Raw genomic sequence first — 12,864 nt, 5'->3', positions numbered from 1 at the left:
ATCCGCAACTTACTTCGCGCATGTTCCTCAGCGAATCTGGTTGATCAACGTTGCGCCGGCGGTCACGACCCGAACGCCCGGCTTCAGTCCTGCCACCACCACGTTGGCACCGTCGAGCGGTGTCACTTGCACCGGCATAGCGCGGAACAACTCGGCGCGCTCGTGCACCCAGACGATATTCTGGTTGGCCGAATTTTTCACGATGCTGGCCGCCGGCAGCGGCACGCCCTTGACGGTGTCACGGGTCTGCGCGACAACCTTTACCACCTGGCCAAGCGCCAGAGGGGTATCTCCGGCTTGCTTGAGTCTATACAGCACCGGCAACGCGCCATCGCGAAAGGCGCTGGCGCCGCCCACAAAAGCCAACGACGTCTGCGAACCGGCGAGGCTGGCGTCGGCCAGACCGGCGACCAGCTTGCTGTCGTAGGCCAGCGCTTCGATCATCAGACGCGCCGGATCGACAATTTCGAACAACACATCGCGCACTTCGACCACCTGACCGTTGACGGCGCGGGCCACCGCGATCACGCCACTCACCGGTGCAATCAGCGCTTCGCGCCCCGTCGCGCGGGTGAGTGCCGCAGCGCGCTGGCGCGCTGCGGCGAGTTCGGCCGCCTGTGCTTCGATCTCTTTCTGCGGCACCGTGCCGGCAAGTTCGCGCAGCCGGTTCAGCTGCGTCTCGGCCAGTCGGGCCTTGACCTTCAGGTCGCTCAGTTCGGCTTGCTGATTGGCACGCTCTACGCTGCCCACGGCGGGTACCAGATAGGCCAGCAACTGGCCCTTGGTCACTTTCATGCCGGCCACCGGCAGCCCGTTCGGAGCGGGTTCGATGCGGCCGGACTGGATCGCCTGTACGCGCCCGCCGGCGTTCGGGTCCATCACGACGTGGCCGTTGAGTTCTACCGTTTGCGCAACGGTCTTTTCTTCACCGATTACGGTACGAATAGCCAGGCGCCGTTGCACGTCTTTGGGCACGAAAACGCTGCCGTCCGGCAAGCGTTGCGGTTTATCGGAGGCGATGATGGGTGACGCTTTGGCTGCGTCGCCGCTGTGGTCTTCATCGCCGTGCGCGCTGGCTTGGCTAATCGAGAGTGCCAGCAGGCAGGCCAGTAGTTTGTGCATTTTGATTTTCATATTCTGTTTCCTTGCTGCGGCGTTCAGGCGGATCGGCCCGGCCGGCGACGTTTGCGTAATAGCGCGAGGGTAACCAGCGCGGCCACGGCGGCCAGAGCGCCGCCAACCGACCGCCATATCAATCCCGAACCTTGGATGGGTACCGCCGTTTTGGACTTGGCTGCCTCAGCCACGACCAGCGTGGCCTCGATCAGGTCGGCATCCGCGCCGGCCTCTACGGTAAACAGCAGCGGGTAACTGCCCGGCTTGGCAAACTGTGGCGCGTTCACGCGGTAGCTGCCGTTGTCAAACGCTACTGCGACGGCTTTCCAGTTGCCGCTTTCAACCTCTACTTTCGCACCGGCCACCGGCGCATTGCTGGCGAAGCGATCGATAAAGACGGTGAGCTGGCCGTTGCCAGATGTGGCTACCAGTTCAAATAACTCGGTCTGCGCCTCGGCCCGCGGCGCAGCGTTGGCCACGACGGCCGGCTTAGGCCCGTCGCCGTGGTCTTCATCGCCGTGAGCGAGAGCAAGAGCAGGTTTGAACAGTGTAAAAAGCAACAGCGTGAAAAACAGGGTTTGGCGAGTCATGGCAGGATTCCCACAGTCTGGTTGTAGCGGGAGACGGCACGGGCCGCCTCGGTGCGGGCACGAGCGGCTTGAAGACGGGCATCGGCGAGTTCGGTTTCGGCACGAATCAGCGTGGCCAGGTTGAGCTGACCGGCCTGGAATGATTTCTCCACCCAGGCGAAGCTCTGCTCGGCCAGTTGCAAGCGCTCTTGCTGCAGCGTTGCGGCTTCCCTGCTCTGATCGAGACCGGCCCGACTCGCCGCAACATCCGCGGCAAGCCGGCGCTGCGCGCTGTCGAGCGCGATCTGCGCGTCGGTCAGTTCGGTGCTGGCGGCGGTGATGCGCGGCTGATTGCGCGCCGATGAACCGAATGGAATCTTGATCGCAATCTTGGCGAGGTTCTGGTAAGACTCGCCGAAGCTGCCGCGCTCGCGGGCCAGCGTCAGCGCCAGTTCCGGATTGTTGCGGGTGTCGCCGCTGACCTGACTGAGCCGTGCCTGAGCGGCCGAGGCCTTGGCAACCAGGTGCATCAGCTGCGGGTGTTGCCCCGGCGCCATCTCGATGGCTGGCAGCTCGTCCTGATCTGGCAAGGGTGCGCCGCGCGATAGCGCCTGAAATTGTCCTTGGGCACGGGCCAGCGCCGCCTGCGCACGCAAGCGATCGCTCTTGGCCTGGCCAACGGCGCCGCGCGCCAGATTCAGATCGAGTGGCGCCAAATCGCCCGCCTTGAGCCGGCGCGCGACGTCGGACTCAAGCCGGCTGGTTTCCTTGAGTTTGAGATCGGCGGCATCAAGCTCGGACTGGGCCAGACGCGCATCCCACCACGCTTCGCGCAGTTCGCCGGCGAGTTGCCAGCGCTCCTGCGCCAGACCTTGCATACCGGCCTTGCGATCACCTTGCGCAACGGCGTTGGCACGATCGCGCTGGCCCCACAGCCACAACGGCACGCCGACTTCGGCTTCCCACTCGCGCAAACCGTTGTTGCGATCGATCTGGTCGTTGCGGCCGGACAGCGTCAGCGTCGGCGGTTCAGGCAGCCAGGCACGGGCGGCCATTTCTTGCGCGTCGAATTGCACCGTGCGGGCAGACTGGGCTGGCACATGCGCAGCCCAAGCATAATCCAGGGTGTCTTTGAGGGTGGCTGCAGACAGCGAGGCGGACAAACCCAGCCAAAGCGCAGCCATACCCAAAGCCCCTCGGCAAAACGGATAGGGGTAAGGCATTTGGACCTAATCGAGGTGAGAATGGCGCTGCGCCACAATGACGCAGCGCAGTAAATTCATAAGCGCATAACATGGCCTGCTGCAGAATGCAGGACGGCCATATAACGTACTAATTCGAGAGCGAATGTATATGGGACTCAGTGCTTGATTGCCGCATCATCGGCATAGGTAATGCCATTTGGCCCTGCTCCTACCGGATGCGTCGCAATAACTTTTTTTGTTGCGGTATCAATGACGGAGAATGTGCCAGCGTCCGTATTGCTGACAAAGGCGTAATTGCCATCACTGCTCATCACCACGCCATGAGAACCTGCGCCTGTCTGGATTGTCGTGATAACTTTTTGATTTGCGGGGTTAATCACAGAGACGCGGTTGTCCGGTTGCTTACTGCTACCTTGGTTGGCAACATAAATCTGTTTGCCATCGGGCGTAGCGAATAACTGAATGGGGGTGTTGCCGACGGCGATCTTGTTGATCAGCTTGCGTTGCGCCGTATCAATTATTCCGACCTTATTTTCCCCACTGAGCGAGACGTAGCTTTGCTTGCCATCCGGGGTAAAACCCACTTGCGCGGGAGCGCGGCCCACGGCTATCTGTGCTGTTTCCTGGAGGTTGGCAACGTCAATTACCGAAACGCTGCCATTCTTCATATTGGCAACATAGATTTCTTTGCCATCGGGGCTCAATCGCAAACCGTGCGGGCCCTTACCCGTTTTTATTGATCCAATTTTGGTGCGTTTTTCCAAATCAAATACGACAACAGCGTTGTTATCCGAATCGGTTACAAAGGCTCGCATGCCGGAAAGATCCGTTATCACATGGGCCGGATGGCTACCAGCGGGAAGTGAAAAGACCGGCTTTCCGTTCGAAGGCAGGTCGAATACCAGTAACTGGCCGCCTTTTCCTTCGCCGCTGTTTTCGTGATGGCCAGCATGGGCACTCATGCCCACGGCCAGCAGTCGTTTGCCATTTGGTGTCACCTGAACATTATGCGGCGCGATTTCGAGTGCAAATTTTGATGCGCTGCCGTCATCGAGTTTGACTTGGCTGATTGAAGCGTCGCGTTCATTGGCGGTGAATACGGTGCCGGTCGGCCCGGCGGCAACGACGCCAGTCGCCATCAGAGAGATCGTCAGCAATGTTGAGGGAATAAGTTTGTGCATATTGACACTCCAGTTATTTGTTTGAGGTCATCGCTTGAGCAGGAATAATTTCCCGCCATTCGACTGACGTAACCTCACAATCTCCGCATCCGGATAGCGCGGGAGCCAGACTGGCTGCGGAGGGAATGTCGACAGCTTAATTGCATAGTTAGCTGCTTAACGAAACTGACAAAAATGTAATCTAAATGTAATTCTGTTGTGCGTGAAATCCGGCATCCGGCAAGCCGGTTCCACGCCCGCCATCACAACATGATGGGATCGGCTCTAGTTGGTAAATGGGGGTTCTGACGCGCTAAGCAGCTTGATCGGCTCGAACTCAACTGGCGTCTTCTTTAAGCGAAACAGGATGCGCAAATGGAATTACATACTCAAAACGTGCCCGGATAAGCGCCGCCATCCAGCAGAATATTTTGTCCGGTCAGATAACCGGCCTGCGCGCTGCAGATGAATGCACAGAAGGCGCCAAATTCGGCCGGGGTGCCAAAACGGCGCGCCGGATTGCTTGCCATGCGCGCGGCGCGCACCGCAGCCAGACTGGTTGCGCCGGCCGTGGCGGCGGCAGTCATGGTCGATGCCAGTCGGTCGGTATCGAACGGCCCCGGCAACAGGTTATTGATGGTCACGTTCCGCGCCACCGTGGTACGCGCCAGGCCGGCGACGAAACCGGTCAGGCCGGAGCGTGCGCCATTCGACAAGCCGAGGATATCGATCGGCGCTTTTACCGCACTGGAAGTAATGTTGACAATGCGGCCGAAACCGCGCGCCATCATGCCATCCACGGTGGCCTTGATCAATTCAATCGGGGTCAGCATATTGGCGTCCAGCGCGGCGATCCAGTCATCCCGGCTCCAGTCGCGAAAATTGCCCATCGGCGGCCCGCCGGCATTGGTCACCAGAATATCCGGCGCCGGGCAAGCGGCCAGCGCCAAGGCACGCCCGGCGGCAGTGGTGATGTCGCACGCCACCGCCAGCACCGTAACATTGGCGTTAGCCTGACGGATCGCTTGCGCGGTGGCCTCCAGCACCTCCACATGACGCGCGACGATGGTCACATGCACGCCTTCGGCCGCCAATGCTTCTGCACAGCCGCGCCCCAAGCCTTTGCTGGCGCCGCATACCAGCGCTTGCTTACCGCGAATGCCGAAATCCATTTTTCACCTCAGGTTTTTTTCATCGATAACACATACATGCCGGCCAACACCAGCGTAGTGCCGGTCAGCTGAATCCCGGTCACCGGTTCATCCAGGATAATTGCGGCCAGAAACAGCGTCGATACCGGCCCCACCATGCCGGCCAGCGACGTGGTTCCGGCGCCGATGCGCTCCACCGCGATCATGGTCATGAAGACCGGCAGCACGGTGCAAAACAGCGCGTTCACAAGGGATAAGGCATACACCGGCAGCGGCTGCAGCAGCATCGAGACCGGCCGCAACAGGAAGAATTGCCCGATGCAGGCCACGCTGGAGACGCACATCGCATACGCCACCAGGCGCAGCGTGCCCACGCGCTGCAGCAATTCGCCGCAAAAAATCAGGTACAGCGCATACGACACCGCGCTGCCCAGCACAAACGCGCCGCCCAACCAGACATTGTTGCCGCCGCTGCTGACGTCATGCAGAAACACGAATACGGTACCGGTGTACGACACCGCCAGCGCGCCCCACTCAAAGCGGGAAATACGCTTCTTGAAGATGAATACCGACAATAACAATACAAAACTTGGGGTTAAAAACAGAATCAGGCGCTCCAGGCCGGCGCTGATGTGCTGCAAGCCGAGAAAATCGAGAAAGCTGGCCAGGTAGTAACCGAGCGAACCCAGCACCACGATACGAACGCGGTCGGCGTTCGACAAAGGAGCCGCCGACCAGCCCTGCCAGATGGCGACGCCAGCGAAAATCGGCACCGAAAACAACATTCGAAATGCCAGCAGAGTCATCGCATCGACCGGGTAGCGGTAGATCAGCTTGGCGACGATCGCCTTGCCGGAAAAAAGAACCGCACCGGTAACCGCAATCGACAGGCCGATCAGGAATTCCTTGCGCGCAGTGTGTTGCAAAGAGAGGGAAGTCATGTTCGGATTGTTTCCAGAGTGCCACCGCGCCAACGTGCGAGCGCTGCCTGACTATTGTAAGTTTAATTAAATACAGGGGGTATAGTGGAAAATAATGGTATTTATGAAATATTTTAGTGCACCTTTAAAAATACATGCAACAGTATGAATATATTTTCAAGCCGCCGCACGTCTAACGCTTGAACAGGGAACCCAGGACGCCGCGGATGATTTGACGGCCAACCTGCGAGCCGATGCTGCGCGCAGCGGACTTCACCAAGGCTTCGACTGGCGATTCGCGGCGATTAGTGCTGCCACCACCGCCCAGCAAGCCGCCCAGTAAGCCGCCCAGTAAGCCGCCGATGCCGCCAGTCGAGGTGTCCGGCGCGGCATCATTCGGCGCGTCGCGCGGCGGTGCTTCTGCGGCAATGACGCGGCCTTTGATGCTTTCGTAAGCCGATGCGCGGTCCAGCGTTTTTTCATATACGCCGGCCACCACTGACGCCGCCATCGCGGCCTGGCGCTCGGTGGCGCTGATCGGGCCGATTTGCGACGCCGGCGGCAGGATGAATGCGCGCTCGACCATGGTCGGCCGGCCTTTTTCGTCCAGAAACGATACCAGCGCCTCGCCCACGCCCAGCTCAGAAATGATTTGCGCGGTATCGAGCGCCGGATTCGGGCGGAAAGTGTCGGCCGCCGCCTTCACCGCTTTCTGGTCGCGCGGCGTGTAGGCGCGCAGCGCATGCTGGACCCGGTTGCCGAGTTGGCCGAGCACGGTGTCGGGAATATCGAGCGGGTTTTGCGTGACGAAAAATACGCCGACGCCTTTGGAGCGGATCAGGCGCACCACTTGCTCGATTTTTTGCAGCAGCGGCTTGGGCGCTTCGTCGAACAGCAAATGCGCTTCATCGAAGAAAAACACCAGCTTCGGCTTGTCCAGATCACCGACTTCCGGCAGATTCTCGAACAGTTCCGACAACAACCAGAGCAGGAAAATCGCGTACAAACGCGGCGAATGCATCAATTTATCGGCGGCGAGAATATTCACGACGCCGCGGCCATTGGCATCGGTTTGCAGCAAGTCGTCAATATTCAGCATCGGTTCGCCGAAGAAGCGGTCTCCGCCCTGCTCTTCAATGGCGACCAAGCCGCGCTGGATGGCGCCGATGCTGGCCGCCGAAATATTGCCGTATTCAGTCTTGAAGCTGGCCGCCTTGTCGCCCACATCCTGCAGCATCGCCCGCAAATCCTTGGCGTCGAGCAGCAGCATGCCGTTATCGTCGGCGATCTTGAATACCAGTTGCAGCACGCCTTCCTGCGTTTCGTTCAGATTCAGCATGCGCGCCAGCAGCAGCGGGCCGAGGTCGGAAATGGTGGCGCGCAGCGGATGGCCGGATTCTCCGAACACGTCCCAGAACGTCACCGGACAGGCGGACCAGGCAGGTTCTTCGAGGTCCAGCATCTGCAGCCGTTGCTGCATCTTGTCGGAGTTGGCGCCGGCCTTTGCCAGCCCGGACAAATCGCCCTTGACGTCCGCCATGAAGACCGGCACGCCGATTTCCGACAGGCGTTGCGCGATCACCTGCAAGGTCACCGTTTTGCCGGTGCCGGTAGCGCCGGTAATGCAGCCGTGCCGGTTCACCAGGTTCGGCAGCAGGCCGATATCAAAAGCAGGTTTGCAATAAGTGTCTTTGGCAATCAGGAGTGGATTTGGCATGGTTTTTCACTCTTTTGAGAGGTGTTACACGGAATTTTCGAAGAAATCGATATGATAAAATGTGCGATTCATTATAGCGAACTCGCTTTAGAAAGATACGCCATGTCCGGACATAGTAAATGGGCCAATATCAAACACAAAAAGGCGGCCACTGACGCTAAACGCGGCAAGGTCTGGACCCGCCTGATCAAGGAAATCACGGTTGCTGCGCGCATGGGCGGCGGCGACATCACGGCCAATCCGCGCCTGCGACTGGCGGTGGACAAGGCGGCCGACGCCAACATGCCAAAAGAAACCGTGGTGCGCGCAACGCAGCGCGGCGCCGGCAATCTGGAAGGCGCCAACTATGAAGAAATCCGCTACGAAGGCTACGGCATCAACGGCGCCGCCATCATCGTCGAATGCATGACCGACAACCGGGTCCGTACCGTGGCCGAAGTGCGCCATGCGTTTTTGAAATTCGGCGGCAATATGGGCGCCGAAGGTTCGGTTGCGTTCCTGTTCAAGCACTGCGGCCAGTTCCTGTTCGCGCCCGGCACCGATGAAGATGCGCTGATGGAAGCGGCGCTCGAAGCCGGTGCCGAAGACGTGGTTACCGACGACGAAGGCGGCATTGACGTATTGTGCCCGCCGTTCGATTTTTTGAGCGTCAAGGATGCCCTGGAGAAAGCTGGCTTCAAGGCCGAAGTGGCTGAAATCGTCATGAAACCGGCGACCGAGATCGAATTTTCCGGCGAGGATGCGCTCAAGATGCAGAAATTGCTCGACGCGCTGGAAAATCTGGACGACGTGCAAGAGGTGTATACCAACGCGGTAATGGATAACGAGGAATAGACGTCGAAAATAATTCTATTAAAGGAATTACCTTGTTTCGCGTTATGCGACTGCAGCACTTAACTTTTTGGCGATAATTTATGAAAATCCTGGTAGTCGGCTCCGGTGGCCGCGAACATGCGCTGGCATGGAAACTGGCGCAGTCTGAACGTGTGCAAGTGGTGTATGTTGCGCCCGGCAACGGCGGCACCGCGCTTGATGCGCGGCTGCAAAACATTGCCCTGAGCGACCCGCTGGCGCTGGCGGAATTCGTGCAAAAAGAACAAATTGAACTGACCGTGGTTGGCCCGGAAACACCGCTGGCTGGCGGCATCGTGAATATTTTTCGCGACCTCGGGCTGAAAATCTTCGGCCCCACCAAGGAAGCCGCGCAACTCGAAAGCTCCAAGGATTTCGCCAAGGCATTCATGCAGCGCCACGCGATCCCAACCGCCGAATATCAAACCTTCACCGATGCTGATTCTGCGCACGATTATGTGGACCGCAAAGGTGCACCGATCGTCGTCAAGGCTGATGGACTGGCCGCCGGCAAAGGCGTGGTAGTCGCCATGACCGCGCAAGAGGCGCACGCCGCCATCGACCTGATGCTGGCTGACAATGCTTTCGGTGCAGCCGGGGCACGGGTCGTGATCGAGGAATTTCTGGTCGGCGAAGAAGCCAGTTTCATCGTCATGGTCGATGGCAAGGATATCTTGCCGCTCGCCAGCAGCCAGGATCACAAGCGCCTGAAAGAACACGATGAAGGTCCGAACACCGGCGGCATGGGCGCTTATTCGCCGGCGCCGATCGTCACGCCCGCTCTGCACGCGCGCGTGATGCGCGAAATCATCGATCCAACCGTACAAGGCATGGCCAGAGACGGCATCCCGTTTTCCGGCTTCCTGTATGCCGGCCTGATGATCGACGCGCAGGGCAATCCGAAAACACTGGAATTCAACTGCCGCATGGGCGATCCGGAAACCCAGCCAATCATGGCGCGCCTGAAAAGCGACCTGGCCGCGGTGATGGAGCATGCCACCAACGGCACCCTCGGCACGGTAGAACTGACATGGGATCGCCGCACTGCCCTGGGCGTGGTGCTGGCCGCTGCCAATTACCCTGACGCGCCGCGCACAGGCGATGTAATCAGCGGCATCCCGGCTGAAACCGCCGAATGCGTCACCTTTCACGCCGGCACTATGCAGCGGGATGGCAAACTCGTTACCTCGGGCGGGCGCGTGCTGTGCGTGGTGGGATTGGGCGATAACGTCAAAATGGCGCAAAAACAAGCCTATGACACCATCAACAAAATTCATTTTGACGGCGCTCAATACCGCAACGACATCGGCTGGCGCGCCGTCCGTAACCCTGGCTGATTGCATATCCGGCAGCGCGGTCCGGCCCGGGCCGCGCTGTTTTGCGTTCACGCTATTTTGCATTCAAATAAGGGCATGGCAAGGTACAATCTGCCGATCCCTTTCTTTAGTGTCTGCCGATGTCAGTTCCCTTTGCATCATCACGCGTCAAAACCTATTTGCTCGACCTGCAGAGCCGCATCGTCACGGCACTCGAAGCACTCGACGGCAAGCCTTTTTTCACCGACGCGTGGCAGCGCCCAGAAGGCGGTGGCGGCATCGCGCGCGTGCTTGAAGAAGGCTTGGTATTCGAGCGCGGCGGGGTCAATTTCTCCCATGTAACCGGCAACAATCTGCCGCCATCAGCCGCAGCGGCGCGCCCGGAATTGGCCGGTCGCAACTGGGAAGCGATGGGGGTGTCGCTGGTATTGCATCCGCGCAACCCGTACGCGCCGACCGCGCACATGAACGTGCGCTTTTTTATCGCAACGGAAGCGGGCAAGGAAGACGTCTGGTGGTTCGGCGGCGGCATGGATCTGACGCCGTATTACGGTTTTGAGGAAGATGCAATCCATTTTCACCAGGCCTGCAAGCAATCGCTGGCCGGTTATGGCGAAGGCGACGACTTGCATGCAGAATTCAAAAAGTGGTGCGACGATTATTTTTATCTGAAACATCGGCAGGAAGCGCGCGGCGTCGGCGGCATCTTCTTCGATGATTTCAACCGGCTCGACTTTGAGCAAAGCTTTGCCATGACGCAAAGTGTGGGAAACCATTTCATTGACGCCTACCTGCCGCTGGTGGCAAGGCGCAAGGATATGCCGTACGGCGAAACCGAACGCGACTTCCAGGCCTACCGGCGTGGCCGTTACGTCGAATTCAATCTGGTCTTCGACCGTGGTACCCTGTTCGGCCTGCAATCGGGCGGGCGCACCGAATCGATCCTGATGTCGATGCCGCCGGTAGTCAAATGGCGCTACGGCTGGAAGCCGCAAGCCGGCAGCGTCGAGGCCAGGCTGTATACCGATTTCCTGATCGCGCGAGAGTGGGTGTAATGCGGCCCCGGGCGACGCGGCGCTGCGTTGTTGTCTTGGGCGGAAGTTTTGACCCTATTCATCAAGGCCACATCGGGCTGGCGGCGTGCTTTTCGCGCTTGCTGGAGCCGGATGAGCTGCGCATCCTGCCAGCCGGCAATCCATGGCAAAAAACCCAGGGTTTAAAAGCCTCGGCGCAGGACCGGGTCGAAATGGTAAGACTCGCTTTTGCGGCAACAGACATGCCGGTCGTCATTGATGAACAGGAAATTCATCGCACCAGCGCCAGCGGCGAATCCAGCTACACCCTGGATACACTGCGTTTGCTGCGTGCAGAACTGGGACCGGATACCTCGATTGCGTTCCTGATGGGGGCCGATCAACTGCTGGGATTGCATACCTGGCGCGACTGGCAGCAGCTGTTTGACTATGCCCATGTTTGCGTCGCATCCAGACCGGGGTTTACGCTGAACATAGCAGATTTACCACCGGCGGTTACCACGGAATTTGGCAAACGTATCGGTACTCCGGAGCAAATTCGCAATACGGCGCATGGCTTGACCTGCCTTGCATCCGGCTTGGCAGTCGATATCTCCGCCAGCGAAATTCGACATGCGCTACAACACGGGAGCCAGCCAAGCGCGCTGATTCCAGCCGTAGTGCTAGACTATATTCAACAACATCATCTATATAAGAACTAAATGGAACTCAAAAAACTGCAAACTCTCGTCATTGACGCTCTGGAAGACATCAAGGCGCAAGACATCAATGTCTTCGATACCGTACATTTAACCAGTCTGTTCGACCGCATCGTGATCGCCTCCGGTACCTCGAATCGTCAGACCAAGGCACTCGCCGCATCTGTGCGCGATAAAGTCAAGGCAGCCGGCGGCCAAGTCCTGAGCATGGAAGGGGAAGATACCGGCGAATGGGTGCTGGTCGACCTGGGCGATATCATCGTTCACATCATGCAGCCGACGATTCGCGCCTACTATCGACTGGAAGAAATCTGGGGCGATAAGGAAGTCAAATTCGGCGCCGCCAAACGCACGGCCAAGAAAGATGGCGAAGATACCGCAGAAGCGCCCAAGCGGGCGGTTTCCCGCCATCTGGCGGCATCGCAAGCCACAGTAGACGATGTAGTCGCGCCGAAGAAGCCGTCCAGCCGCAAGCCTGCCGTAAAAGCCGGCGCAGAAAAAGCACCGGCAAAAAAACGTGCCGCCAAGCCGCCAGTCGGCAAAACGATCAAGGTTGCTGCCACAAAGAGTGCCACCAGCGCCAAGAAAGCACCGGCCAAACGCGCGTCCAGAGCCAAGGTAGCCAGCTAGCAACCGCCGGTCGCCGGTCACACCCATGCAACTCATCATCGCGGCCGTCGGTCACAAGATGCCTGCGTGGATCGAAGCCGGTTTCAATGAATACAGCAAGCGCATGCCGCCGGAAATACGCATCCACCTGAAAGAAATCAAGCCGGTGGAGCGTTCCGGCAGCAAGACTGCCGAAACCGCGATGATGCTGGAGCGCGGCAGGATCGAAGCGGCGCTTCCGAAAGGAGCGCGCATCATTGCACTTGACGAGCACGGCCGCGATCTGACTTCGATCCAACTATCGCAGCATTTGACGCAATGGCAACAGGATGGCCGTGATGTCGCTTTCGTCATCGGCGGCGCCGATGGCCTCGATGCCCAATTCAAGACGGGCGCCGAGATGCGCATCCGCATCTCCAGCCTGACCCTGCCGCACGGCATGGTGCGTGTAATGCTGGCCGAGCAACTGTACCGCGCCTGGTCGATCACACAAAACCATCCCTACCATCGGGTCTGA

Annotated in this window: 13 protein-coding genes; 6 read left to right on the top strand and 7 right to left on the bottom strand. The window is 59.1% G+C overall.

The features are described 5' to 3' along the window. Window positions 1–27: 27 nt before the first annotated feature. From FKCLFG_RS01915 to FKCLFG_RS01885, 7 genes are all read right to left on the bottom strand, one after another. Window positions 28–1,134 (bottom strand): efflux RND transporter periplasmic adaptor subunit, encoded by a 1,107-nt coding sequence (locus tag FKCLFG_RS01915; protein WP_472614562.1) that lies wholly within the window; start codon window positions 1,132–1,134, stop codon window positions 28–30. A gap of 23 nt (window positions 1,135–1,157) precedes the next feature. After that, on the bottom strand, window positions 1,158–1,706 hold the full coding sequence (locus tag FKCLFG_RS01910) for a hypothetical protein (RefSeq protein WP_472614561.1): 549 nt from the start codon (window positions 1,704–1,706) through the stop codon (window positions 1,158–1,160). Next, complete coding sequence (locus tag FKCLFG_RS01905) at window positions 1,703–2,869, bottom strand: TolC family protein (protein WP_472614560.1); 1,167 nt, start codon at window positions 2,867–2,869, stop codon at window positions 1,703–1,705. Before FKCLFG_RS01905 ends, FKCLFG_RS01910 begins: the two co-directional genes overlap by 4 nt. Before the next feature lie 176 nt (window positions 2,870–3,045). Beyond that, window positions 3,046–4,071: a YncE family protein gene (locus FKCLFG_RS01900; RefSeq protein WP_472614559.1), complete on the bottom strand. Its 1,026-nt coding sequence runs from the start codon at window positions 4,069–4,071 to the stop codon at window positions 3,046–3,048. Between the two features lie 368 nt (window positions 4,072–4,439). Then, a complete protein-coding gene (locus tag FKCLFG_RS01895) occupies window positions 4,440–5,222 on the bottom strand; it encodes an SDR family oxidoreductase (RefSeq protein ID WP_472614558.1) in 783 nt (260 codons plus the stop codon). An 8-nt stretch (window positions 5,223–5,230) separates the two neighbouring features. Then, window positions 5,231–6,142, bottom strand: a complete 912-nt coding sequence (locus tag FKCLFG_RS01890) for a DMT family transporter (RefSeq protein ID WP_472614557.1) — start codon at window positions 6,140–6,142, stop codon at window positions 5,231–5,233. Between the two features lie 172 nt (window positions 6,143–6,314). Next, a complete protein-coding gene (locus FKCLFG_RS01885) occupies window positions 6,315–7,838 on the bottom strand; it encodes a helicase HerA-like C-terminal domain-containing protein (RefSeq protein WP_472614556.1) in 1,524 nt (507 codons plus the stop codon). Window positions 7,839–7,940: 102 nt separating this feature from the next. Here FKCLFG_RS01885 and FKCLFG_RS01880 point away from each other — a divergent pair, with 102 nt between their 5' ends. From FKCLFG_RS01880 to rlmH, 6 genes are all read left to right on the top strand, one after another. Next, window positions 7,941–8,672 (top strand): YebC/PmpR family DNA-binding transcriptional regulator, encoded by a 732-nt coding sequence (locus FKCLFG_RS01880; RefSeq protein ID WP_472614555.1) that lies wholly within the window; start codon window positions 7,941–7,943, stop codon window positions 8,670–8,672. 80 nt (window positions 8,673–8,752) lie between these two features. Next, window positions 8,753–10,027, top strand: a complete 1,275-nt coding sequence (gene purD, locus FKCLFG_RS01875; RefSeq protein WP_472614554.1) for a phosphoribosylamine--glycine ligase — start codon at window positions 8,753–8,755, stop codon at window positions 10,025–10,027. 119 nt (window positions 10,028–10,146) lie between these two features. Beyond that, window positions 10,147–11,061: an oxygen-dependent coproporphyrinogen oxidase gene (gene hemF, locus FKCLFG_RS01870; protein WP_472614553.1), complete on the top strand. Its 915-nt coding sequence runs from the start codon at window positions 10,147–10,149 to the stop codon at window positions 11,059–11,061. Further along, the gene (locus tag FKCLFG_RS01865; RefSeq protein WP_472614552.1) at window positions 11,061–11,741 is read left to right on the top strand and encodes a nicotinate-nucleotide adenylyltransferase; all 681 of its coding nucleotides are present in this window, start codon (window positions 11,061–11,063) and stop codon (window positions 11,739–11,741) included. The genes hemF and FKCLFG_RS01865 overlap by 1 nt, the downstream gene beginning before the upstream one ends. Next, on the top strand, window positions 11,742–12,368 hold the full coding sequence (rsfS, locus tag FKCLFG_RS01860; RefSeq protein WP_472614551.1) for a ribosome silencing factor: 627 nt from the start codon (window positions 11,742–11,744) through the stop codon (window positions 12,366–12,368). It begins immediately after the preceding gene. Between the two features lie 25 nt (window positions 12,369–12,393). Further along, window positions 12,394–12,864 carry a 23S rRNA (pseudouridine(1915)-N(3))-methyltransferase RlmH gene (gene rlmH, locus FKCLFG_RS01855; RefSeq protein ID WP_472614550.1) on the top strand — a complete coding sequence of 157 codons (471 nt, stop codon included), beginning with the start codon at window positions 12,394–12,396 and terminating at the stop codon, window positions 12,862–12,864.

The sequence above is a fragment of the Gelidimonas denitrificans genome (genome assembly GCF_055694065.1).
The sequence above is the reverse complement of the archived record's forward strand: the minus strand, read 5'-3'. Positions and strand labels throughout refer to the sequence as shown.

Coding starts and splice junctions, on each gene's coding strand:
- FKCLFG_RS01910 (WP_472614561.1), bottom strand. CDS start 1,706: ATGACTCGCCAAACCCTGTTTTTCACGCTGTTGCTTTTTACACTGTTC.
- FKCLFG_RS01905 (WP_472614560.1), bottom strand. CDS start 2,869: ATGGCTGCGCTTTGGCTGGGTTTGTCCGCCTCGCTGTCTGCAGCCACC.
- hemF (WP_472614553.1), top strand. CDS start 10,147: ATGTCAGTTCCCTTTGCATCATCACGCGTCAAAACCTATTTGCTCGAC.
- FKCLFG_RS01900 (WP_472614559.1), bottom strand. CDS start 4,071: ATGCACAAACTTATTCCCTCAACATTGCTGACGATCTCTCTGATGGCG.
- FKCLFG_RS01890 (WP_472614557.1), bottom strand. CDS start 6,142: ATGACTTCCCTCTCTTTGCAACACACTGCGCGCAAGGAATTCCTGATC.
- rlmH (WP_472614550.1), top strand. CDS start 12,394: ATGCAACTCATCATCGCGGCCGTCGGTCACAAGATGCCTGCGTGGATC.
- FKCLFG_RS01865 (WP_472614552.1), top strand. CDS start 11,061: ATGCGGCCCCGGGCGACGCGGCGCTGCGTTGTTGTCTTGGGCGGAAGT.
- FKCLFG_RS01895 (WP_472614558.1), bottom strand. CDS start 5,222: ATGGATTTCGGCATTCGCGGTAAGCAAGCGCTGGTATGCGGCGCCAGC.
- rsfS (WP_472614551.1), top strand. CDS start 11,742: ATGGAACTCAAAAAACTGCAAACTCTCGTCATTGACGCTCTGGAAGAC.
- FKCLFG_RS01880 (WP_472614555.1), top strand. CDS start 7,941: ATGTCCGGACATAGTAAATGGGCCAATATCAAACACAAAAAGGCGGCC.
- FKCLFG_RS01885 (WP_472614556.1), bottom strand. CDS start 7,838: ATGCCAAATCCACTCCTGATTGCCAAAGACACTTATTGCAAACCTGCT.
- purD (WP_472614554.1), top strand. CDS start 8,753: ATGAAAATCCTGGTAGTCGGCTCCGGTGGCCGCGAACATGCGCTGGCA.
- FKCLFG_RS01915 (WP_472614562.1), bottom strand. CDS start 1,134: ATGAAAATCAAAATGCACAAACTACTGGCCTGCCTGCTGGCACTCTCG.